This is a genomic window from Thermaerobacillus caldiproteolyticus (genome assembly GCF_013761245.1).
Taxonomy (GTDB): Bacteria; Bacillota; Bacilli; order Bacillales; family Anoxybacillaceae; genus Thermaerobacillus; species Thermaerobacillus caldiproteolyticus.
In genome coordinates, this window is sequence record NZ_JACDUT010000006.1 from 140680 (window position 1) to 163148 (window position 22469).

General features: G+C 41.5%; 30 protein-coding genes and 3 pseudogenes. 7 read left to right on the forward strand and 26 right to left on the reverse strand.

Going from position 1 to position 22469, the window contains the following annotated elements:
• Positions 1–66 precede the first annotated feature (66 nt).
• The gene (locus HNR31_RS10840; protein ID WP_181556256.1) at positions 67–228 is read right to left on the reverse strand and encodes a hypothetical protein; all 162 of its coding nucleotides are present in this window, start codon (positions 226–228) and stop codon (positions 67–69) included.
• Between the two features lie 155 nt (positions 229–383).
• Between HNR31_RS10840 and HNR31_RS10845 the strand changes: the two genes are divergently transcribed.
• On the forward strand, positions 384–1037 hold the full coding sequence (locus HNR31_RS10845; RefSeq protein ID WP_181556257.1) for a cupin domain-containing protein: 654 nt from the start codon (positions 384–386) through the stop codon (positions 1035–1037).
• A gap of 281 nt (positions 1038–1318) precedes the next feature.
• On the opposite strand, the gene HNR31_RS19135 is transcribed toward HNR31_RS10845, so the two are convergent.
• Positions 1319–1471 carry a hypothetical protein gene (locus HNR31_RS19135; protein ID WP_181556258.1) on the reverse strand — a complete coding sequence of 51 codons (153 nt, stop codon included), beginning with the start codon at positions 1469–1471 and terminating at the stop codon, positions 1319–1321.
• Positions 1472–1600: 129 nt separating this feature from the next.
• Here HNR31_RS19135 and HNR31_RS10855 point away from each other — a divergent pair, with 129 nt between their 5' ends.
• Positions 1601–1822: a hypothetical protein gene (locus HNR31_RS10855; protein ID WP_220129495.1), complete on the forward strand. Its 222-nt coding sequence runs from the start codon at positions 1601–1603 to the stop codon at positions 1820–1822.
• A 403-nt stretch (positions 1823–2225) separates the two neighbouring features.
• Here HNR31_RS10855 and HNR31_RS10860 read toward each other — a convergent pair whose 3' ends face one another.
• Positions 2226–2405, reverse strand: coding sequence for a hypothetical protein (locus HNR31_RS10860; protein WP_181556260.1), 180 nt, complete (start codon positions 2403–2405; stop codon positions 2226–2228).
• Between the two features lie 344 nt (positions 2406–2749).
• On the opposite strand from HNR31_RS10860, the gene HNR31_RS18755 reads away from it, so the two are divergent.
• The 3 genes and pseudogenes from HNR31_RS18755 to HNR31_RS10870 all read left to right on the forward strand — a co-directional run bounded on the left by HNR31_RS18755 (position 2750) and on the right by HNR31_RS10870 (position 5100).
• Entirely contained in the window at positions 2750–2917 is a 168-nt protein-coding gene (locus tag HNR31_RS18755; protein ID WP_233414636.1) for a helix-turn-helix domain-containing protein, read from the forward strand.
• A gap of 242 nt (positions 2918–3159) precedes the next feature.
• Positions 3160–3533 (forward strand): annotated as a pseudogene (locus tag HNR31_RS18760) (ImmA/IrrE family metallo-endopeptidase); the annotation flags it as partial.
• 4 nt (positions 3534–3537) lie between these two features.
• A complete protein-coding gene (locus HNR31_RS10870) occupies positions 3538–5100 on the forward strand; it encodes a recombinase family protein (protein WP_181556261.1) in 1563 nt (520 codons plus the stop codon).
• Positions 5101–5147: 47 nt separating this feature from the next.
• Here HNR31_RS10870 and HNR31_RS10875 read toward each other — a convergent pair.
• The 10 genes and pseudogenes from HNR31_RS10875 to HNR31_RS10915 all read right to left on the reverse strand — a co-directional run.
• Positions 5148–5480: pseudogene (locus HNR31_RS10875) on the reverse strand (lysine 2,3-aminomutase); the annotation flags it as partial.
• Positions 5481–5549: 69 nt separating this feature from the next.
• On the reverse strand, positions 5550–6383 hold the full coding sequence (gene ablB, locus HNR31_RS10880) for a putative beta-lysine N-acetyltransferase (protein ID WP_181556262.1): 834 nt from the start codon (positions 6381–6383) through the stop codon (positions 5550–5552).
• A 777-nt stretch (positions 6384–7160) separates the two neighbouring features.
• Positions 7161–7533 (reverse strand): annotated as a pseudogene (locus HNR31_RS19435) (aminotransferase class III-fold pyridoxal phosphate-dependent enzyme); the annotation flags it as partial.
• Positions 7534–7549: 16 nt separating this feature from the next.
• Positions 7550–8836 carry a peptidase gene (locus tag HNR31_RS10885; protein WP_181556263.1) on the reverse strand — a complete coding sequence of 429 codons (1287 nt, stop codon included), beginning with the start codon at positions 8834–8836 and terminating at the stop codon, positions 7550–7552.
• 15 nt (positions 8837–8851) lie between these two features.
• On the reverse strand, positions 8852–9508 hold the full coding sequence (locus tag HNR31_RS10890; RefSeq protein WP_373367411.1) for a 3-oxoacid CoA-transferase subunit B: 657 nt from the start codon (positions 9506–9508) through the stop codon (positions 8852–8854).
• Positions 9493–10194, reverse strand: a complete 702-nt coding sequence (locus tag HNR31_RS10895; RefSeq protein ID WP_181556264.1) for a CoA transferase subunit A — start codon at positions 10192–10194, stop codon at positions 9493–9495. Before HNR31_RS10895 ends, HNR31_RS10890 begins: the two co-directional genes overlap by 16 nt.
• On the reverse strand, positions 10178–11548 hold the full coding sequence (locus HNR31_RS10900; RefSeq protein WP_181556265.1) for an aspartate aminotransferase family protein: 1371 nt from the start codon (positions 11546–11548) through the stop codon (positions 10178–10180). The genes HNR31_RS10895 and HNR31_RS10900 overlap by 17 nt, the downstream gene beginning before the upstream one ends.
• A gap of 550 nt (positions 11549–12098) precedes the next feature.
• The gene (locus HNR31_RS10905; protein ID WP_181556351.1) at positions 12099–13007 is read right to left on the reverse strand and encodes an NAD(P)/FAD-dependent oxidoreductase; all 909 of its coding nucleotides are present in this window, start codon (positions 13005–13007) and stop codon (positions 12099–12101) included.
• Positions 13008–13132: 125 nt separating this feature from the next.
• Entirely contained in the window at positions 13133–14128 is a 996-nt protein-coding gene (gene bioB, locus HNR31_RS10910) for a biotin synthase BioB (protein WP_181556266.1), read from the reverse strand.
• 125 nt (positions 14129–14253) lie between these two features.
• Complete coding sequence (locus HNR31_RS10915) at positions 14254–15693, reverse strand: NAD(P)/FAD-dependent oxidoreductase (RefSeq protein WP_181556267.1); 1440 nt, start codon at positions 15691–15693, stop codon at positions 14254–14256.
• 180 nt (positions 15694–15873) lie between these two features.
• On the opposite strand from HNR31_RS10915, the gene HNR31_RS10920 reads away from it, so the two are divergent.
• A complete protein-coding gene (locus HNR31_RS10920; RefSeq protein WP_181556268.1) occupies positions 15874–16470 on the forward strand; it encodes a DUF502 domain-containing protein in 597 nt (198 codons plus the stop codon).
• Between the two features lie 28 nt (positions 16471–16498).
• Here the strand turns inward: HNR31_RS10920 and HNR31_RS10925 are convergent, their stop codons facing one another.
• Together HNR31_RS10925 and HNR31_RS10930 are read right to left on the reverse strand one after the other, a co-directional pair.
• Positions 16499–17437, reverse strand: a complete 939-nt coding sequence (locus HNR31_RS10925) for a magnesium transporter CorA family protein (protein WP_181556269.1) — start codon at positions 17435–17437, stop codon at positions 16499–16501.
• A 266-nt stretch (positions 17438–17703) separates the two neighbouring features.
• Complete coding sequence (locus tag HNR31_RS10930) at positions 17704–17841, reverse strand: hypothetical protein (RefSeq protein ID WP_181556270.1); 138 nt, start codon at positions 17839–17841, stop codon at positions 17704–17706.
• A gap of 144 nt (positions 17842–17985) precedes the next feature.
• Here HNR31_RS10930 and HNR31_RS10935 point away from each other — a divergent pair, with 144 nt between their 5' ends.
• Positions 17986–18273 (forward strand): HesB/YadR/YfhF family protein, encoded by a 288-nt coding sequence (locus HNR31_RS10935; protein ID WP_181556271.1) that lies wholly within the window; start codon positions 17986–17988, stop codon positions 18271–18273.
• Positions 18274–18298: 25 nt separating this feature from the next.
• On the opposite strand, the gene HNR31_RS10940 is transcribed toward HNR31_RS10935, so the two are convergent.
• The 11 genes from HNR31_RS10940 to HNR31_RS10990 form a co-directional block, all read right to left on the reverse strand.
• The gene (locus HNR31_RS10940; RefSeq protein WP_181556272.1) at positions 18299–18703 is read right to left on the reverse strand and encodes a hotdog fold thioesterase; all 405 of its coding nucleotides are present in this window, start codon (positions 18701–18703) and stop codon (positions 18299–18301) included.
• A gap of 17 nt (positions 18704–18720) precedes the next feature.
• Positions 18721–19023, reverse strand: coding sequence for a hypothetical protein (locus HNR31_RS10945; protein ID WP_181556273.1), 303 nt, complete (start codon positions 19021–19023; stop codon positions 18721–18723).
• A 10-nt stretch (positions 19024–19033) separates the two neighbouring features.
• Positions 19034–19450: an acyl-CoA thioesterase gene (locus HNR31_RS10950; RefSeq protein WP_181556352.1), complete on the reverse strand. Its 417-nt coding sequence runs from the start codon at positions 19448–19450 to the stop codon at positions 19034–19036.
• Positions 19451–19600: 150 nt separating this feature from the next.
• Positions 19601–19834 carry a small acid-soluble spore protein Tlp gene (tlp, locus tag HNR31_RS10955; RefSeq protein ID WP_181556274.1) on the reverse strand — a complete coding sequence of 78 codons (234 nt, stop codon included), beginning with the start codon at positions 19832–19834 and terminating at the stop codon, positions 19601–19603.
• A 74-nt stretch (positions 19835–19908) separates the two neighbouring features.
• Entirely contained in the window at positions 19909–20052 is a 144-nt protein-coding gene (locus HNR31_RS10960) for an acid-soluble spore protein N (protein ID WP_017437393.1), read from the reverse strand.
• A gap of 55 nt (positions 20053–20107) precedes the next feature.
• Positions 20108–20239: an FbpB family small basic protein gene (locus HNR31_RS10965; protein ID WP_181556275.1), complete on the reverse strand. Its 132-nt coding sequence runs from the start codon at positions 20237–20239 to the stop codon at positions 20108–20110.
• A gap of 114 nt (positions 20240–20353) precedes the next feature.
• On the reverse strand, positions 20354–20866 hold the full coding sequence (locus HNR31_RS10970) for a TlpA disulfide reductase family protein (protein ID WP_181556276.1): 513 nt from the start codon (positions 20864–20866) through the stop codon (positions 20354–20356).
• Positions 20867–20955: 89 nt separating this feature from the next.
• Complete coding sequence (locus HNR31_RS10975) at positions 20956–21096, reverse strand: hypothetical protein (RefSeq protein WP_015864064.1); 141 nt, start codon at positions 21094–21096, stop codon at positions 20956–20958.
• Between the two features lie 63 nt (positions 21097–21159).
• Positions 21160–21996, reverse strand: a complete 837-nt coding sequence (locus HNR31_RS10980; RefSeq protein ID WP_181556277.1) for a sulfurtransferase — start codon at positions 21994–21996, stop codon at positions 21160–21162.
• A gap of 11 nt (positions 21997–22007) precedes the next feature.
• Positions 22008–22271, reverse strand: a complete 264-nt coding sequence (locus tag HNR31_RS10985; RefSeq protein ID WP_181556278.1) for a YpbS family protein — start codon at positions 22269–22271, stop codon at positions 22008–22010.
• The gene (locus HNR31_RS10990; RefSeq protein ID WP_181556279.1) at positions 22264–22458 is read right to left on the reverse strand and encodes a hypothetical protein; all 195 of its coding nucleotides are present in this window, start codon (positions 22456–22458) and stop codon (positions 22264–22266) included. The genes HNR31_RS10985 and HNR31_RS10990 overlap by 8 nt, the downstream gene beginning before the upstream one ends.
• Between the last annotated feature and the right edge of the window lie 11 nt (positions 22459–22469).

Sequence of the window (22469 nt, forward strand, 5' to 3'; positions counted from 1 at the left end):
CCCAAACATCGCACAAACTAAATATTCTTCTTGCCCGTAACTTCTTCACCATTTGCCAAGCGTCTGTTACGTCTCTTGTAGGATTCCATTTCGATTCATTGATTCATCATCAGAAAAGAACAAAGTGCCAAATTCCGTGACGAATGAAATGAGATTGCCATCATCATAAAAGGGTTCCCACTCCATCACTTTTTCTGCAACCAAACGGTCAATCCCTCGCAAATTCATTTTTATTCCCCATTCATTTAGGAAATAAAATTGCTATTTGTGTTTCGTACATTACTATGCTGGTTATTCATAAAAGATAGGTACATGCACTACTATTACGTGTTTGCATAGATTAGTTTGTAATCACAATATTTCATGCAAAGGAGTGAATCAGAATGGTTTTGTATTTGGATTACACATCACCTAATACTCAATTCACTTTCGATGTAAACAATAGTAATGTGTTCACAAAGGATAAACGCAATTTTATAAATGTCTTAGGAATTAAACAGTTAAACACATTAGAAAATATATCTTTATTGGACATTTTCTTAAGCTCAAATAATGTCATAGAGCCTCACTATCATCCAAATGCTGCTGAGCTTGTTTATTGTATTTCAGGATCTGCTGTAGTTTCCTTATTCAACCCATTTACTAAACAAATTCATAACTATCCAATTAAACCAGGCCAAGTGGCAAATGTTCCACAAGGATGGTGGCATTATGAAGTAGCAACTATGGATAATACACACCTTCTGGCCATATTTAATGCACCAACTCCTGAGGTAATTTTAGGTTCAGATCTCTTGAAATTTACTCCACCAAATATCATGTCACATACCTATTGCCTCAATGAAAATGAATGGAAAAAAACTATAGCTCCTATTCAATCCAATACATTTATAGGTCCACATAAAAACTGTAATCGTAAACAACATCAAAATGATCAAGCTAGATTGACCTATCAAAGCCAGCGTTATATCCATCATTACCCTCACCCCCCTTACAATTACCAATATCAGCAACTTCCTCATTCAGGTTACGCTTAATTTTGTATGGCCAAGACTATTGTAAGTCCCTGTCTTTTTATGTTATGTCACGTTTTGTGTCTAAAGGGAAACTCCCTGCTTATTTTGTTTCTTAAATGATGCTAAATAGAGATTGCTAAAAGTATCCTTGCTCGGCTGCTGTTGGATGACTTCCTCTCTTTTTGTTTCTTCCCCGGCCGTTGCCAAGCGTTTATCATTTATCGGATGGGGATATCCTGAAAGGAGAACCGGACCGGGATGGACAGCAAGCAAATCTAACAATTCAACGTGATCTTGGATTGTTATTTCATGTTTGTAATGCCGTTTAGTCCGTGTCTCCAAAATGTGAGGCAGATCAGCATAAACGAGTGCCCCTTGTATCGTTCAATCAACTTCGTGGACGATTGGTGTGCAGTTTCATGAGCAATAACTTTCAAATCTTTGCCTTTATCCATCCTTATCTCCCCTCTTTCTCTTTTTGTAGGATTTTCTCCTTTCCTGTCGAATCATTATTGACGGGAAGGAGGTGAATGTTATGAAAATAAATATTTCATTTACAGGCTTCATTGATTTTTCTCTGACAAATGAAAGTGAAAGAAATCAAAAGACGTGGTGAATATAATCCTGCTACAGATTACCGGAAAGACTTCCGTGACGCTGTAGTCACCATGCATCGTGAAAATAAAGATATTGTGACGCTGCGGAATTACAGAAGCAAGACGGCAAAAAATGAATTACAAAAAACATGTCGAGAACTACCAAAAATTTTGGGGCTGAAAAGAAATGGTTTGGTTTCATCCGCCTAAGAATAGAAGAATACATGAAGCTACTATGTAATCTGGAACTTGGCCTTTACATCAATGGAAAACCTCATATTATCAAAACGTTTCTTAAGAATGGAGATGTATCCAAAAAAGCCGTAGCTTTATTTTTATTTTCACATCCAACATATTGGCACTTTACCGTTACAACCTCTGTTGCTGCAGAAGCCATTTGTTACTTCTGCCATACTTCTCCCCTCTGCTTGTCCAATTTTCTTCCGAAAAGAACGCCCCCATTAGAAGCTTTTTAGAACTCGTATGATGTGTCCCAATATCCACATTCTGGACATGTGTACTCGACGTCATATCCGTGACCGACTTCTACTAGTCAGGGCCTTCCATTTCAATCTCTTCATCCTTTTTACACGTTTCATTTATTATTCCATTTTTATCCTTCAAGGCATTTCCACGCCGCTTCTACAATCTGTTTTAAGACGGGGTTACCTTTCTTCCATTCATCTTCGAACCACCTTTCCTGCTCATCCTCTGTCATCCCCATAAGCAATGAATGAATAATAATCTTGGTTTTGCCGAGATAAATCGTTTTGGATGGGATTTCTTGATTCATACTCTCCCCTCCCTTTTATTTATGTGTATACCCGTTGATGAGTTGCCTTTTTAAATTGTATGCATTTAGCGTTTTGTCCCATCTTCTGTGACAAAACACCAAATTTCTTGCGTAAAAAACAGCTTGTTGTGATTCCTTCTATTTTTTACCATATTAACTAATAATTTATATATATTTCTCAATGCCCGGAACTTGACAGTCATTTGAATCAAAATCAATAACTTGTATTTCTGCCATAATTAGCGATTATCCCCTTCTATAATGTCGGAATAACCGACTATAAAGGAGTGCTTACATATGACAATTTGGAAATAACATTAATTTTTTAAAAAATCAAACAATTGATGTTAGCTAATAAAGCAAACATTCCTAGACCTTACTTAGCAGACATTGAAAATGACAGATACAGCCCGAGTCTTGATGTATTAAAGTCTATAGCTAATGCCTATCAGTTACTGGAAGATCGCCCTTTAGAAGCAAGAAAACTCAAATTTGGACTCAAAACTACCTGAACTAATCGAACAAGATGAGCCCAATATCGCAAAAGGCTTACAAAGAATCATGGATAACCTTGAGAATTGTGAAGGTTTAATGTATGACGGTGACCAATGGACGAGGAAACTAAAGAGTTCATCAAAATTTCTTTGGAGAACTGTATGCGGCTAGCGAAACAAATCGATAAGAAAAAGTTCCTCCTAAAAAAATAGGCAATGAAGGCAAGAAAAGAAATAGTTAAGCAACTTATAAATAAGATGATCCGTTTAAAAATAGCAAAAGAACCTTATTTGCGGAGCTTGGAAATACTCTTGGTTTTTATAGTTCTTACAAGCGAGTTCAGTTCATTTATATTTAATAATAAACTGAATGAACTGGAGCAGCGTTTTGTATGTGCTCACGAACTTGGAGATGCTGTATTCCCCTCTAAATCCAACACTCCCTTTTTTAAGAGCGAACACATTATTTTCTGTTGAAAAATTAGAAGTAGAAACTAGTACATTTGCTTTGGAATTATTGCTTCCAGACGAATTTATTTCCCAGTACAAAAACATAAATATAACCATATATGACATAACAGAAATACATAGTGTACCTAAAAAAACTTGTTCACCTAAAAAATTTTTGAGGTGATGTTATGAACAGACCCACGAACCTAAATGTCTTTATCTACCTTCGTAAAAGCCGGCGCGACATTGAAGAAGAGCAAAAAGCAGCTACTCAAGGAAGAAGCTACGACACACTAGATCGCCATCGGAAGCAATTGTTTAATCTAGCAAAAGAAGAGAAACACACCATTCTCAATGTGTATGAAGAAGTTGTATCTGGCGAATACCTCGACCAACGTCCTAAAATGCAAGAAATGTTGCGTGATTTACAGCATCAACCTGTTGACGCAGTGTTAGTTATGGATTTAGACAGATTAGGGCGCGGTGACATGGCGGATCAAGGAACGATTTACCGCATCTTAAAATATACAGAGACTCTTATCATCACTCCTCTTGAAGTAATTGACCCAGCCGATGAGACTCAAGAATTGACGTTTAGTATCAAGTCCATTATCGCTCGTGAAGAGTTGAAACAAATTAACAAACGTCTTATTCGCGGGCGGAACCAAAGTGCGAGAGAAGGGAAATTCATCGCTGCTAAACCGCCATACGGATATTTGAAAGATGAGAATTTAAAACTTATCCCCGACCCGAAAACCGCTTGGGTTGTGCAAATGATTTTTGACATGTTCGTGCGAGAAGGGAAGCTACGTGCGGAAATCGCGGAACACCTAAATAGATTGAATATCCCCTCGCCCCGCGGAAAGAAATGGACAGACAATGGTATTATGAAAATTTTGAAACGCGAAGCCTATGCAGGCGATATTGTTTATCGAAAATCGGTACTAAAAAAAGGGAATGAGAGAGCTTCACGTACATATACAGATAAAAACGCGCTTATCATAGCAAAAGACGCTCATGAACCGTTAGTGTCGCGCGAAGTATTCGAAAGAGCTCAAGAGATAATGTCACAACGGTTTCGGCCACCAAAAAATAAAACAAAACCATTAGCAAATCCCTTAGCTGGCATTTTAAAATGTGAAGTTTGCGGGCATTCCATGGAACGAAATTATTCCCCTCAACGAAACGGAGATATATATCATTACTATCGTTGTATCTCTACGCAATGCCGGACCCAAAAAACACAGAAATCGGCTAAAATGGAATATGTCGAGGAAGCGGTTATTACGGGGCTGCGAGAATTAATGAAGCAATTAAAGATTGCGTCGAAGCAAACAAAGAAAGAACCTGTAATGATCCAAAACTTCGAGAAGATTTTAGAAGAAAAACGCAAAGAGTTATACGAACTTGAAAAACAGAAAGAAAATCTACACGATTTACTAGAAAAAGAAGTTTATGATATCCACACATTTATGAGCCGTCAGCAACACTTAGGTAACCGCATTCGAGAAAAACAACAAGAAATTTTCGCGATTGAAGAACAAATCAACCAAGAGAAAGAAAAGAATAATAAAGATTTAAATGCGTATGTAAAACAAGTAGAACATGTGATTGATGCATATCTAAGCACAGACGATGTACAAAAGAAAAATCACCTTCTCAAATCCGTGCTTGAAAAGGTAACATATCGCCGGTTACCGGAATCGACCGATCCAAGAGACTTTATCATTCAATTATATCCTAAAATTTGATAGGCTAAACCGTTTTTTAACGGTTTTCTTTTTATTTAGGAGCATATATCTTCACATTCATGAAGGGGGTCTTCTAAGTCATACTTTGTTTTATATTGCTCGTTTGCCGTTGGAACAGACTGCATACGAATCGGACAGCGCGGATCGTCCGGATTCATTAATGAAGCATAATAAGGGGTAATGTTAAGCGGGATCGTTTTTGCTGATATTTTGACTCCTTCTTCCTCTTCCGGTGTAAGGTGAATGACCTTTTTCAGGTCATCGAGCGTGCGAATGGTATTCGTTAATTGCCAGAGCCAATCATTCCATTGCTCCTCAGTAACATCTTTCCAAAGCTCAATTTCCTTCCAATGACGTTTTGGACGATATAATGATGTCATCCATTCATCCTCCCTTTTCATCGTGTAGTAATATTACATGCAAATAGGGGAAGATTGGTAACTACACACTCACTGCGATAAATCTTTTACCCAAATATTCATATCTTCTAAGTTTTCAAAAATATAACAGTTATTTGCCAATCGTCCGCTATATCGATAGCCTAGTTGATGAAATGCTGCATTCATTCCGTATGATTGAGCGCGCGCTAAAGAGTATGCGCAAAAAATTTGTTGATGTTTCAGATCAGCTTCCAGCTGTTGTAATAAATATTTGATCAATCCGTGCTGACGATGATCCGGCAGCGTTACGCAATCTGTAAGTTCGGCATTATAGTAAGTGCGGTTGATTTCGGCGGAAGCAGCACTCACAATCGTTCCATCATGTTCGATTACATAAAACATCGCTCCTTCTTTTAATATTTTTTCGACATAGCTGACATCATGTAAAGGAGCGGGATAAATCGCAAATACTGTACGATAAAGGTTGGATAATTCGTTTGCATCCGTTACGGTTGCTTTCCGAAATCGATAGCCGTTCGGTAAAGACGATAAAACCGTTCGTTGTTTCGTTTGAACAGCTTCGAGCACTTGATCTTCCATACACCAATGTCGACTCATTTTTCGTTCCATCTGGAAATAAAAGGTGAGAAAATGGGCATGACTTCCTCTAAAGTACCCTTCAATCCATCCTTCATAATTGAATCCGTTTTCAATAAAAAGAGGGACATGCTCCTGCCGCGCCTTCACAATAACTTTACTATATTTTTGCCGATCGATTTGTTTGAGATACCCAATACATCTTTGAACATCTCCGCGATAGTCTTCTACTCGTATACGCTCATTTATATCATCAAAAATCACGTGTGCCACAAATGTCTCATCTCGGATGACATGATTGTTCATCATTTCTCTCCTTTCTACACTGGGCTAGAAAGTAAAAGCCTAACGGATGTCGTTAGGCTTTTTCGATAAGCGCTTCTCCGATGACATCAAGTCTCTCTGTTACTTGTTCGCCATTTCATGACAAGCGGAGGTAATAAACGAATGACACCACTGTATCATCCAACGCCTAAGATGACAACACCTTTTGGATAAATCGTTGTTAATAGCCGTTTCGTTCGCTCCAGATCAGACTGTTTTGATTGTTTGCTTTTGACGGTTTCGATCACGCACATGCCTCAAGTACAATCGCATCACCGACAAAATCAAGTGCGTTTTCCCATTTTACCATATAGTCCATGATGTCATTTTTGTCAAGTTTTTTATTCAACCATTTCAATCACTTTTAACGCAGTGATACAATCGAGTGCATTTCTGCCATATAGTCCGTGACGTTTGGAGCCTCCATGATGTCTTCTTTCCCTGTCTACGGTACTAATCGGCACACTAGCGGCAATCGATTTCGACATTGTCATTAAATGAGGCATAACGCCGTCGCAAATAGTTTTCCTGTTCAGGCAAACCCGGCTTGAATTCCTCTGTCTCCTTGGGACAAGTTCAAAAATTGTTACACAGCCCCTTTCGCCGGCACTTCTGCTGCGATTTTGCTGGCAATACCACGTTCTATCATTCCTTCTGATACCGGCGTGCGATAATCCTATGGATACGGCCAATTTATAACGAATAGGCCAAACCCATGTCTTGTTAGCGATATCGCCATATATATGCGCCTAAGGAAGCAAACGAAAGGATAGCTCTTCGTCCCGTATATTTTCTGGCGATTTTTATCGTGTTTTCTACCGCTTTCGCTCCGCTATTCAGGAAAAACGTTTTCTTTTCCCCATCAATCGGCACAATCTCGTTTCATTTTTCTGCTAGCGCGCATACGGTTCGTACATCATGTGAAGATACACTTTGACTTGTTCAATTATCGCAGTAGCCGACGTTTCACTTTAATGTCCCGATGGTTCCGGCAAAATCGATGAACACATTCCCCGTCAACATCGTCCTTTGAAACAAACGTCAGTATCGTATTAAGCAGCCCGTGCAGAACGTGCCGCGGTTTCCTTTGTAAACGTTATTTTGCTTTCGGACCCGGAATTTCTGTTCTCAATTAATAAATGAACGACTCATAATTTTCTTCTGCCCGCTTGTGCGATTTCACACCAATCAAGTATGAGTAACGCAATCATTTCTGCTACATCAAACATACGGTCGATTTCAATATACTCATTCGGATAATGAGCCACCGCTGTTGTTCCCGGACCAAACACAATGGTCGGAATCGCCCCGACCTGAGTTAACAATCCGCCATCTGTTCCCCACGGAGAAGCTTCAATGATCGGATCTTCTCCTTTCACACGGCGATAGACATCCATCATCGCATTCATGAGCGGATGCGTATCATCAATAGAACTTGGTAACCATTGGGCGCCGAACCATTCGAGTTGAACGGGATGGGCCCGAAACCACTTGTCGCGTTCATTGAGCGTGCAAATCGTTTCTTCCATCTCCTGTTTGGCATGCTCTACTGTCTCGTTCGGAGCAATCCCCATTCTTCCTTCGAGAATGACGCAATCCGGTACAGAGGAAGGCCACGTTCCTCCGTTAACCGTGCCAATATTGATCGGAATAGGGATTGGAATGTTTTGATATAGCGGATCATGAATTCGAGTGTTTCGCTCTGCCTCCAGCTGTCGTACGCTCTCAAAGACAACCCACGCCTTTTCTAGCGCGCTGACTCCTTCATAGCGAGTGCCACCATGCGCTGATTTCCCCTGAACGGTGAGGCGAAACCACAGCGATCCTTGTTGTTTTGGGAAAATTTTCATGTTAGTTGGTTCTGGAATAATCGCTCCATCTGCTCGATACCCTCGCAAAATCGCCGCGAGTGTCCCTGTTCCGCCGCTTTCTTCTTCAATCACGCTTTGAAAAATAACATCTCCCTTCAACCGAATGCCAAGCGACTGAATTGCCTCAATGGCCAAAAGAAGAGATACTGTTCCTCCTTTCATATCGGAAGCGCCGCGACCATATACTTTTCCATCTTTGACTATGCCGCTATATGGTTCTGCTTTCCATTGATTGGGATCTCCCTCCGGCACGACATCAATATGACTATTTAAAATGAGCGAGCGGCCCCCACCTGTTCCTTTCCATACAGCTACAACGTTCGGGCTATTCACGAAATCAGAACGCGAAGCCACGAAATAAGGATGGTGTTTCAACTCGTCGTAATTAGGCTCCCATATATCGAGTTCCAACTGTAATTGACGGCACTTTTCAATAATGAGCGCTTGAGCAGTTGCTTCGTTCCCTTGTGTACTCGCTTCTTGAACAAGACGCCTTAACAGCTCAATGCCTGATTTACGCTGCTGTAAAAACCAGTGATGAAGCAATTGTTGTGGATGTTCCACTCTCCTATCCCCTTTCTATTCAATCCGCTTTATCGCACTTGCCATTTTCAGGCGAGCAGCAGTGCATGAAATCACATCTTCTACATCATACGGAGCCATCACTTCTTTTAATAAAAGTCCTTCATCCGTTACTTCGATGACGGCCATATCGGTAATGATGAGATCGACGCAACGCCAAGCGGTCAGAGGCAACGAGCATTGCTGCACAATTTTCGGTTCACCGTCTTTATTGACATGGCTCATCACGACAATCACTTTTTTTGTTTTTTGAGCCAGTTCCATCGCTCCGCCGACTCCCGGTACACGTTTCCCAGGAACCATCCAGTTCGCTAAATCTCCTCGTTCACTCACCTGTAAACCGCCTAAGACAGTCACATCAATAAGCCCTTTACGAATCATCGCAAATGCTGTCGCGCTATCAAAGTACGACGCCCCTTCTACCACGGTAATGGGATAGCCTCCAGCATTGCATAGATGAGCATCCTCTTCACCTTTTTTTGGACTTTTTCCAATGCCAAGGATGCCGTTTTCCGCTTGAAAGATGATTCTTCTTTCTTCTGGTAAAAAATTAGGAATGAGTGACGGAATACCAATGCCAAGGTTGACGACCATTCCGTCTATTAGTTCTTGTGCTGCACGCTTAGCGATTCGTTCCCTTACTCCCATATCCATTTCCAGTCCACCCCATTGCTTTGCACAATATACGTTACAAAAATACCGGGCGTAACAATTTCCTCAGGATCCAATTCCCCGAGTGGCACGATTTCTTCTACTTCCGCAATCGTTATGCGCCCGGCCATCGCCACTAATGGATTCGTGTTACGAGCGCTTTTATCGTAAATTAAATTTCCAAACGGATCAGCCTTTTTCGCATAAACGAGAGAAATGTCCGCGGTTAAAGGACGCTCAAGCAGATAGCGATTTCCGTCGATATCGACGGTTGGTTTCCCTTTGGCTAACCATTCGTGGCCAACCCCAATATCGACAAGAATGCCGCCTAACCCTGCCCCGCCTGCGCGAATTCGCTCAATCAGAATGCCTTGCGGAGAAAATTCGACCTCCATTTTTCCTTCGTGCAGCAATTGTCCTGCAATAGGATTGGAGCCAATATGTGAAACAACCGCTTTTTTTATCCTTCCTTGAGCCACTAGCGGACCGACGCCGATATGAGGAAACGCCGTATCATTGCAAATTAAGGTAATCTGTTGTACCCCTTTATCGATAATCGCCTGAAGGAGGGATGGAGGAGAACCAATGCCCCCAAACCCTCCAACCATTAACGAACAACCATCGTCGATCATCTCAACCGCTTGTTCAATGGTGATGATTTTTCCATACTCGTTACTGACCATTGTCATGATGATTCTTTCCTTTCATCCACGTTGGAAGGTCATGATCAATTTCTACAAAGGAACGTGTAAGCAGATCAACGAATTCCGCCGCTTCTTCTTGATTCATCGTTAACGGTGGAGCAATGATGATCGCTGCTCCGTCTTTTCCGTTCCCTGAAGCGGACGGATAGACGAGCAATCCGTTTTTCTGTGCGATGGTGACAACCATATCGGTAAACGCAAGGGAACTAGGAATCATTTCTTTCGTTTTGGGATGGACAAATTCCATTCCAATCAATAATCCCTTTCCGCGAATATCGCCAATCCAGCCAAAGCTCGCTTGTAACGAACGTAGTTGTTCAAATAAATAGCCCCCGATTTTGTTTGCGTTTTGGACAAGTTGATGCTTTTCAATAAATTCAAGAACGGCTAGCGCTGTCGCTGCCGATAACGGATTGGCACTTAACGTATGGCCGCTCATCACAACGCCGGATCCATATAAAATCGGCTCCATAACACGTTCGCTTGCTAACGTTGCCGCGATCGGTGTATATCCCGCCCCTAATCCTTTTCCAAGCGTTACAATATCCGCCTCTACATTCCAATGTTCCAACGCAAACATTTTTCCCGTTCGACCGAGTCCAGTCATGACTTCATCAGCGATAAATAAAATATTATGGCGATCACAAATATTACGAATGCGTTTGTAATATTCATCAGGTGGGGTGATCGCTGCCCCAGCCGCCCCGACAATGGGCTCGGCGATAAAAGCAGCAATATGCTCAGCCCCAATGCGAATAATCGCTTCTTCTAGTTCATCCGCACAGCGTAACCGACAAGATGGATACGTACAATGATAAGGACAACGATAACAATAGGGCGGAGAAACGGATGGAAACTCTTCTAATAGAGGGACAAAGCGCACCCTTCGTGTAGGATGACCGGACATGGAAAGCGCTCCGAGCGTAATGCCGTGATAACTTAACCAACGCGATAAAATTTTGTTTTTCCCGTTTATGCCTTGCTCTTGCCAATATTGAATCGCGATTTTCATCGCCGTCTCCGTTGCTTCAGAACCACTATTCACCAAGAACGTCCAGTAGTGTGTGTGTCGAGAAATGTGTTTGTTTAATTTTTCTGCGAGCGCTTCCGCCGCTTCGCTCGTAAACTGCGAACGATATACAAACGCCACTTTTTTCGCTTGTTTGTTCATCGCATTAATGATTTCTTGTACCCCATGACCGAGATTGGCGGTGACCGCCCCTGAACAGCCGTCTATATATTTTTTTCCATCTGTATCATAAAGGTATATGCCTTTGCCGTATTGCACTATTGGATACGTCCGATGAAGGTGAGGCTTAATTAAATACGCAGATGCCATCACTTTCTCCCCCTTTCCTTCACTCCCTCCCTTGTAGTGAAATAGTATGCTGCAAAAAACTTTTTCATGAAAAGAAAAGCGAAACCGAACGTCTAGCTGCAAAGGAAATTCTCTTGAAGCAAGAAATCGCTGCTTTGTTTCACTTTGGAAATGAAAGATGATTTGTCACAAAAGAGCGAGGGACAATAAGAAATCTCTTCCTAAGGATGAAAGAACATATTCTTCCGACGAAAAATGATTGCATTTTGACAGCAGAAAATGATTTTTCTAACTAACAAGTGTCGGGAGCCGAGCTAGACGATAGGGAAAGGGAAATCAAGCCTTATTACCGAAATAGACAAATAGTTTCAATTTGAAAACGAAAAAAGCTCAAGCACCCCCTATTACCAAAAAATTTCACATCCTGTGGCAAACGGCGGAATGTCACCATCCTGTCTCCCGCGATGGACAAATGTTCTCTATTTGCCAGAAGTTCTTGAAAAAGGTTATTTGCCTCCGAGCGGCTGAACACCGGAGTAGTTCTTACGAAAAACATCAAAAAGCGACGGATTTACGTCGCTTTTTTCTCTGCCATAATGCTTTTATGAATCCAAATGGCCGCCTGCACTCCTTCTCCCATCGCAATTGCTACTTGTTCAGAATGAACGCCGATGTCACCAGCAGCCCAAATATTTTTTACATTTGTTTGTTTCGTTCGGGCGTCTGTTGGGATATGCTTGTTTTCTAATCGCTCAACCCCAAGTTGTTTTGCTAATTCCGTGTTAACTTGATTATTTCCAAACGCAATAAATCCCCGTTCTCCGGTAAGTACAGTTCCATTTTGCAGACGAACACCACAAAAAAATGGCCCTTCTGTCACTAAAACGGATTGAATCGGTTCACGCACATAATGAATACCTTGTTGGGATAACTGCTGTTGTAAGTCAAGGGAAAGTTCTTCTCCATCATGGTTGACATACGTAATATCATTGGTCCAGTACAGTAACGTCTTCGCCATATTCGCTCCTGCCGTCCCTGCCCCTAACACAATGACTTTTTTGTTCGTTACTTCATACCCATCACAATCAGGACAGACGTAAATGCTTGTTCCTAAACACGGAACGAGGTTATCAATAGGCGGAATGCGGTCTTTCACTCCTGTTGCCAATAAAATCCGTTCTGCTTCGTACGTTTGTCCGCTTCTTCCGAACAATAAAAACTTCTTCTCTTTCTTTTTTGCGGCAATGACTTCATCGTCAGCAAACTGAATATTCAATCGTTCCGCCTGTTTTCTTCCGAGCGTGCGCAATGTTTCGCCGCTTACACCATCTGGCCAGCCAAGCAAGTTATGATAAGCGCGACAAAGGTTTGAGCGGCCGTTGTGTGCGTCAATCACAAGAACATGATGACGATAACGTCCTAGCTGAATGGCTGCTTGCAATCCAGCAATACCACCGCCGACAATAATGCATTCATATATTCGTTCCATTGTTTCAACTCCTAGTATGTATTATTCTTTCTTAGTGTAGTTTACTTGTTTTGTTTCATTCATAATTGAACGAAAAAAGCTGTCTCCAACGAGAGAGACAGCCCTCTAAACCAATATTAACAAACAGGTTGTTGTTCTCCTGCGAAGTCGATCTCAAAACCAAGATCTTCTAACATGCGATAGTCTTCCGATTTTTCTTGACCTTCCGTTGTTAAGTAATCACCAACGAAAATCGAATTAGCCGCATATAATCCGAACGGTTGCAAGGAGCGTAAATTAACCTCACGTCCGCCAGAGATACGAATTTCTTTTGTCGGATTAATATAGCGAAACAGCGCTAACACTTTCAAACAGTAACGCGGATCAAGCTCGTCTGTGCCCGCAAGCGGTGTTCCGTCGATCGCATGCAAAAAATTGACAGGAATTGAATCGGCATCAAGCGCTTTTAAACTGCGCGCCATATTAATAATATCTTGCTTTGTTTCTTTCATGCCGATAATGACGCCGGAACACGGAGAAATGCCAGCTTGTTTGACCGTTTCCACCGTTTTGACACGATCGTCATATGTATGTGATGTCGTGATGTTCGGATGATGCTCTTTGGACGTGTTAATGTTGTGGTTATAACGGTCGACACCCGCTTCTTTTAACCGCACGGCCTGTTCTGGTTTTAAAATCCCCAAACACGCGCAAATTTTGAGTCCGAAACGTTCTTTAATTTCTTTTACGGCCGAAATGACGGTATCGATTTCTTTTTCGCTTGGACCGCGGCCGCTTGCAACAATACAGTATGTTCCGACGCGAAGGCGAGACGCTTCTTCCGCTCCGCGAATGAGCGTTTCTTTATCGACCATTTTGTACGTTTTAACAGGTGCTGTGGACACGGATGATTGCGCACAATATCCGCAGTTTTCCGGACAAAGCCCCGATTTCGCGTTAATGATCATGTTTAATTTTACTTTGTTGCCAAAATAGGCACGGCGAATGTTGTATGCTCCTTGTAGCAACACGAGCAGTTCTTCATCCGGACAGTCTAAAATCGCTTCTGCTTCTTCGTTCGTGATTTCTTCTCCCGCAAGAACACGGTCAGCTAATGCTAACCAATTTTGCATATGTCCTCTCCCCTTTCCATGTGATTACATTTATCGTATGGCAACGAGCGATAAATTGTCAACTAAAATAAAAATGTAGTTAACTATTACTAAAGATAAAAAGGATGAGCAGACTTCCCATCCTTTTATTTCGTTAATTTTTCGACAATGTCGCGTGCAATCCATACCCCACAGGCGCCTGCTTGGGCAAGACCGCGCGTAATGCCCGCACCGTCTCCACCGACGTAAAGTCCGGAAATTTCTGTTTCAAAACGGTCATTCAACTTCGGGCGAGCGGAATAAAATTTCGCTTCGACTCCATAAAAGAGCGTATGCTCGGAAGCAAGCCCCGGAGTAACATGGTTCAGCACTTCGGTCATTTCAATTAAGCTTTTCATTGTATTGTATGGTAAAACGAGACCTAAATCGCCGGGAACGGCCTCTTTCAATGTCGGTTCAATAAATCCTTCTTTAATTCTCTTCTCAGTTGAACGTCTTCCTTTTAAAATATCACCGTACTTTTGCACAATGATTCCGCCGTTAGATAGCGCGTTGGCAAGGCGAGAGAGTTCGTGAGCGTATTCATTAGGTTTATCGAATGGCTCAGAGAACTTATGCGACACTAATAGCGCAAAGTTCGTGTTGTTGCTGCCAAGCTTCGGATCTTTATACGCATGACCATTGGCAAGCATAATGCCAGAATGATTTTCGACGACAACGTGTCCCGATGGGTTGCTGCAAAACGTGCGCACTTGGGTGCCCACCGACGTGTTAAAAATAAACTTTCCTTCATACAAATGTTCATTAATTTCTTCCATGACAATGTTCGATGTTTCGACGCGCACGCCGATATCGACTTGGTTATTGATCATGCGTAGACGACGTTTTTTTAATACTTTTGTCAGCCATACAGAGCCATCTCTTCCCGGAGCAATGACGACTTTATCAGCCGTAAGGACTGCACCGTTTTTTAGAATGACACCAATTACGCGATGGCGATCATTCTCTTTTTCCGTCACAATATCTTCAACCTCTGTTTGAAAGCGCATGTCAATCCGTTTATGTAAATATTCATAAATGCTTTTTAAAATTTCTAAGTTTTGCTCTGTTCCTAAATGGCGAACATAGGCGCGCAACAGTTTAAGTCCTGCGGCGTAGGCACGACGCTCGATTTCTTTCACTTTCTCCGTCATCGGATCGGTAATCGATTCGGTCGCCCCATGCTTCAAGTTAATTGAATCGACATATTTGATGAGTTCAATCACGGTAGAAGCTGGCAAATAATCGGTCATCCAACCGCCGAATTCGCTTGTAATATTAAATTTTCCATCTGAATACGCTCCTGCTCCTCCAAAACCGTTTGTAATGGAACAGGCCGGTACACAGCCAGCATAATCTTTTTTTCCTGCTGGCGGTGGGCATTTCTCGATCTTTTTCTGAAGAATCGGGCAATTTCGTTTATAAATATCGTGTCCTTTATCAATTAGTAACACGTTAGCTCCTGGAAGTTTTAACGTAAGTTCATAACAAGTAAAAATTCCTGCCGGCCCTGCGCCGACAACAATGACATCATAATGTGTTTTCATATATGCATCCCCTACCTTATCGTTTTCCATCTGTAACTATACCAAGCATAACAACTCCCGTCAATACCAAAAACGAACTTTTACACAAAAAACATCATAAAATGTTCGTGTTTTCAAACTTGTGTTTCATCAAAAAACTTGATAAGTTTGTAGAGTACAAAAAAGAGAGGGTGTGAGATTATGAAGTTCCTTGTTAAAAACTTTTTAAACGGCGTACTAACGATTGTGCCGATTATTTTAGCCATCTACGTATTTTATAAAGTATTTACGTTTTTTGACGGATTGCTTGGAAGATATGTCAAACCGTATCTTCACGATGCGTACATACCGGGAATCGGCATTTTATGTACGATTGTTCTGATTACCGTTCTCGGCTGGTTATCGACGCAATACATTAGTGGACGTGTGATTAAACTGATTGACCGTCTGTTGGAAAGCATTCCGCTTATGAAAACTGTCTATTCCGTCATTAAAGATACAGTCGCCTCATTTGTTGGAGAAAAACGGTCGTTTTCTAAAGTTGTGCTCGTGGAGTTGCCAAATACGGGAATGAAATGCATCGGCTTTATTACATCGGAGGAAGTCGAAAACTTATTCCATCCGTTTAAAGATCACGTCGCTGTCTATATTCCGCAAACGTTCCAAGTCGCTGGGATTACCGTTTTAGTTCCGAAACAACAAGTTGAGGTCATTGATATGAAACCGGAAGAAGCGATGAAGTTCGTTCTTTCCGGAGGAATGACATCTGTAAAAAATAATGGGCTGTCCCGAAAATAGCGGGAAGCCCATTTAACATAATTCTTCTCTAGAAATATCGCTTTTTCCAAAAGATAAATGCCGTTACACTCGAAAGCAAAGCCGCAAGCAGCATCGCGACCATAAATGCATACGGAGAATGCTGGTAAGGAATCGGCACGTTCATGCCGTAAAAACTAGCGACCATTGTCGGCAAGGAAATGACGATTGTAATTGCTGTTAAAAACTTCATAACAATGTTTAAGTTATTCGAGATGACAGAAGCAAATGCGTCCATCATCCCGCTTAAAATGCTGCTATAGACTTCGGCCATTTCAATCGCTTGTTTATTTTCGATAATGACATCCTGCAGCAAGTCTTGATCATCTTCGTACATGCGTAAATAATTGAGGCGCATAAGCCGTTCCATCACAATATTGTTTGCCTTCAGTGAAGTCATAAAATACACTAAGCTTTTTTCCATGCTTAATAACGAAAACAATTCTTTATTTTTCATGGACTGGTGCAATTCTTTTTCGATTTCGCTTGTTCTTCGGTTAATTTGTTTTAAATAGCGCAAATAATACGTCGAAATCATATAAAGCATTTGCAGCGCAAATCTCGTTTTCATAAACGTGTAGAAGTTTTTAATTTTATTATTGGAAAATTCTTCAAAAATCGGGTTTTCTTGAAGACAAACCGTAATAAAGCACGTGTTTGTAATAATCATACCGATCGGAATCGTTTCATAAATCGGGCCATCGACTTCATCATGAGTGATAATCGGAATATCGACGATAATTAACACATGATTGTCTTCTTTTTCGACACGCGACCGTTCCTCATCATCCAGTGCATCTTTGATAGAATCGATCGGAATATCGAGATGATTGGCAATATACCGGATTTCTTCTTCCGTCGGAGCGACAAGATTAATCCAGCACCCATTTTTTACTTCATGAATTTCTTCGATTTTTCCATTTGCGTTTGATAAATACATTTTCATCATATGAACACTTCCTCCTTTTCGACGCGAGGAAGTTTGTCATTCTTCCTTTCCGAACGGAGCTCGTTTTCGAATGATGAGTAGCTCGTTCATTGGAAAAGAAGACGCGACTTCCCCGCTATATTCCGGTTCTGGTTCAGCCGAACTTCGACTACTCATAGACGAAAACGTCACTCCTTTCACAAAAATTTCTATCCTCGATTAATAATAACGTCGAAACGATGATTTGTATAGTGTTTTTCAAAAGAAAAAGCAGCCTACTGGCTACTTTATTCACTCGATTGTGTTGTGTTAAAAAAATCGTGTTGATTTTTTTTCTCTTTTTTTGCGGATGGCTGTTTTGACTCTCGCTTTCCCATCACACCATCGGATTCGTAGCTTAAACGAAACGTTGACTTTTTGTCCATATTGCCGCCCTCCCTTTTCGTTGTCCATATCTTTACTTTATGTAAAAATGGAATGATTTAGTCAAAAATGTCATGAGATGTTCATGAATATTTTTACATATTGCTGCTCATTAACTTATAATAAGGGATAAGGAGGGTATACAAATGGAAATTGTCATTAAACCAAAAGCATTTGAGTGGTACAAAGAAGAGTTAGATTTGCACGAAGGTGATTTTGTTCGCTTTTTTGCCCGTTATGGCGGATGCGGCACCGTGCAAAAAGGTTTTTCTCTCGGAATTACGAAAGAAACTCCTATTCATCCGAAGGCGCAAACGACGGTGGATGGGGTAACCTTTTTTATCGAGGATAATGATATATGGTATTTTGACAACCACGATTTAATCGTCGATTTTAACGAACAAGCAAACGAACCGGTGTTTTTAGTCCAATAACATAGAAGGAGCTAGCTCATCCGATTTAAGAGCTAGCTTTCTTTTTAATTACGGCAATCGTACAGCGGGAAACACAGACGAGTCTTTGCTGTTCGTCAACGATTTTAATGTCCCATACCATCGTCGTTTTGCCGCGGTGAAGAACCGTTCCTGTAGCGATGACGATGCCGCTTCGTACAGCACGAATGTGATTCGCATTAATTTCAAGGCCAACGACACTTTCCGTTTCATGATTGACAAGTGCATAGGCACCAATGCTTGCAACCGTTTCCGCTAACGCCACAGAAGCGCCGCCATGAAGCAAGCCGAATGGTTGATGGGTGCGATGGTCGACCGGCATTGTCGCGACAATGTGTCCTTCCGCTAATTCGGTAATCTCAATACCTAACGCCTCCAGCAATGTGCCTTTTGCCATTTCTTTTACATTCATTTTCCTCTTCCCTTCGTTTACCGTAAGTGAAATCGTTCAATATGGTCGATTAGTCCTTCTTGTTGTAAAATGTTTTTTTGTTTCTCCCCTAATAAATCAAAATGAGGAAACGAATTGCGCTGATGGATCCATTCTTTTCGTAATCCATATTTTATCCCCCATGCAGCCAGCTTGTTTACATCGCCACAGCCCACTTTCGTCACTGTCGTATACTCGGGAAATCGGGGATCATACCAAAAATGGGTGAGAAAAGCAATTTCACCATTTTGTACTTTCTCTTTCCATGCATCTAATTCCTGCTTGCGAATGCCAAATGCCATATGTATCACCTTACTTTTTCGCCCGTTCATAAGCTTCGTGCCAATCTGGAAAATATTTGCGAATTACAATTGGGCGAAATGAATCGCGCTTGACACAAACATGTTGCGATCTTCCAGTTACAGCAAGCTCGCCGTTAGGAGTAAAAATTTCGTATCCATATGTTACACGAATTCCGTCATATGCCTCAATCCATGTTTTAATGGTGGCCGTTTCCCCATAATGAAGCGGCTTTTTATAGGAAACGTGAAGGTCAATCACAGGAGAAATAATCCCTTCTTTTTCCATATCAGCATAATGAAATCCTAACTGTTTAATTAACTCTGTTCGCCCCACTTCCATCCAAATAAGATAGTTGGCATGATATACTACTCCCATTTGATCCGTTTCTGCATAACGGACTTCGATTTGCTTTTCAGCAATTTTCATCATTGTTCACCTCCGTTATCCTCACTTTTCCATACAAATGTATCACTTTTATATCTTATCACACTAATCCAGAAAGCCAACAATAAAAAAGAGTTACCCTGTAAACAGGATAACCCCGGTATGCTATATTTTATGGCTTTCACAAATTTGTTATTGATAACTGTTTTCGCGTGACGCTGCTTCGTCTTTAATTTCCGCACGCATAGCATCGATGGCTTCTTCACGTCGTTTGTTTTTTGCAGCAATTTGTTCACGTTCTTCCGGTGAAGAAAACTGCATCGTTTCATGTGCTTTCTCAATATTTTCGATCGTATTTTGCACCATGTCTTGTAATTTTTCGACATTATCGCTACGGTCGTCTGGATTCGGTCGCTGGTAAGCCATCGTCGTTCCTCCTTCAAAATCGATGTTTACTTCTTATTTTTAATTTCTAATAATTATATTATGTTAACAAAAAGTTACTCACCCTTTGTCTGAATGACTTGGGCGTGTTGTCCAGATTGATCTTGCATTTGTTTCCCTTTATTTCCTCCAGCGGCACGAGGTTGGGTGCCTAGATGGTTCGGGACGAAATGCTTACGGCTTCCTTTCGGATTGCTCATGTACCTCGCCTCCTCACCATCTAGTCTATCCGCTTCGTTTTATGCTATACATGGCTTATTCTGCTTTTTCCAAAATACGCTCTTCAAGTTTCTGTTCAATTTTTTCCATTGCTTTTTCATCATTTAATAATTGGCGTTTGTTTTCCATAACGAGTTCTTCAAATGTAAACTTCCGGATTTTTCTCATGTTCGCTCCCTCCCTCTCTACTTATTATAATTTTAGTAATTACCAAAATAGATAAAATTTATTACAACTTTTCAAAAAATAAAAAAGCATCTTCCATGAGGACAGATGCTTTCGTTAGCGGAGTTTAGCTGTAATTTCCACCATTTGTTTGTATGTCATCGGGCCGACGATTTTTTTGCGAATGACGCCATTAGAGTCAATGAGATAAGATGTTGGGAGCGTTTGAATGTTATATAACTTCAATATTTTCCCTTTCTCGTCAAGCACAACCGGAAAAGTGATTCCATATTTTTGGATAAAAGGTTCCACTTTTTGACGTTCGTCTTGCGATGTTAAATGAACGGCTAACAATTGAACCTCGTTTTTGTATTCTTGGTAAAATTTCTGCATTGCTGGCAATTCTTCACGACAAGGTGGACACCAAGTTGTCCAAAAGTTAACGATAACCGGCTTGCCACGAAAATCGGATAAGTGAATCGATTGGCCGTCGATGGTTTTCAAAGCGAAATCGGGTGCGGTATTCCGAACCGAAAGACCTACTTCCTTGCTTTGCCCTGCCGCGAGCGCCTGCCAAATTCCGTACCCAGTGAGGCCAAGCAGCAATATGATCGCTACTAGTTTTTTCATTTCCTTTTCCCTCCCACTATGTTTTATTTAATCATAAAAAGAGCATGAAAAAAAGAGAAAAGGCTGTCAAAACGACCAGCCTTTGTTCGTTAACGAATATTTTTATGTTCATTTTTCATTTTTTTCGCTTCAACCTCAGCATATGAAGCGAATTCATTGTTAAAACCGTTTTTTTGTTTTGCGTTATTGTTGCGTTGTGCGTTAGCATTTCCAAGCTTTGTTCGTCCCACATGATTCACTCCTTTACAAAAGGGTATATGGATAGTCTCAGTGAATCACGAAAAAATATGCTGTTATTTTTCTCCTGTGGCGATAGGGTTGTCAGGATAAGAAATCCAATCACTCCAGCTTCCGACATATAAGCGCACGTTCGTATATCCAGCTTCATACAGGGCGAGAACATTCGGGCAGGCTGTTACACCTGAACCGCAATACACAATGATCGGATCTTTCTTTCGGAAAGAAGCAAACCGTTTTTCTTGTTCGCTCGGTTGTTTCCACTTTCCCTCGCTCGTGACACTTTCGCGCCAAAAGATGTTTTGTGCTCCCGGGATATGGCCAGCGATTCGGTCAATCGGTTCTTCGATGCCTGAATAACGCTTTCGTTCGCGCGAATCGATTAAAATAGCTGAGGATTCATGAACTGCATGCCGTACGTCGTCTACAGTCGCCAAAAGAGATGGTTGAAGGGCAGGAAGAAAGGAACGTTTTTTCACTGTGATGATGTCTGATGTTGTTGGGTAGCCTGCTTCTTTCCATCTTGTATAGCCCCCGTCTAATACGTATACCCGCTCGTGCCCAAGATAGCGAAGCAGCCACCAAAAACGAGCAGCCATGGCACCATCTTGTTCATCATACGCAACGACGGTCATCGTTCCATCAATTCCGGCTGACGATAGTTTCGTCACAAGATCGTCGATGGATGGGAGCGGATGCCGCCCCCCATGTTCTTGAACAGGCCCTGATAAATCCTTCTCTAAATCAAAGTATAAGGCACCCGGGATATGATCGCGGATGTATTCGTTAATTCCACGGGAGGCATCCCCAAGGTAAAAACGGCAATCAATGATACGCACATTGTCATCGTGCAAGCGCTCAGCCAGCCATTCGTGCGAGACAATATAATTCATTTTGTTTCCCCTCACTTTTTTAGCCGTTTGACATATTCTTTAACCATGTCGACGGTGACATATTTTCGCTGTGGAACGATGCCTTGTTTGGCAAGCTCGTTCATTTGTTTGGTTATTTCATTAATTTTTTCAACCGTAAACGGTTGCCCGTTTTGGCAAAGCGCTACTGCCTCGTCAATATATTGTTCTCGTTTCGCCTCAAGCTGTAAAAATTGCTTGACGATCGCATGTTGTTTCTGTGAATGTGCGGTAATCGCTTGATGAACTTCACTCATTTTGGTTCTCCTTTCGTTGTTGCTCTTTTTCCATTAATGCTTGAACGTGTGGCTTTGGCGTCCAACAGCGAAATTGGTAATACGGTTTTGTTTCATAACCAAGCCGCTGGCAATACGTATAAAGACCTTGGTCGCTTTTGCGAATGCCGTAATGAATACATGTAGCGCAAGCATGAAAACGGCTCATCTTATCGCTCC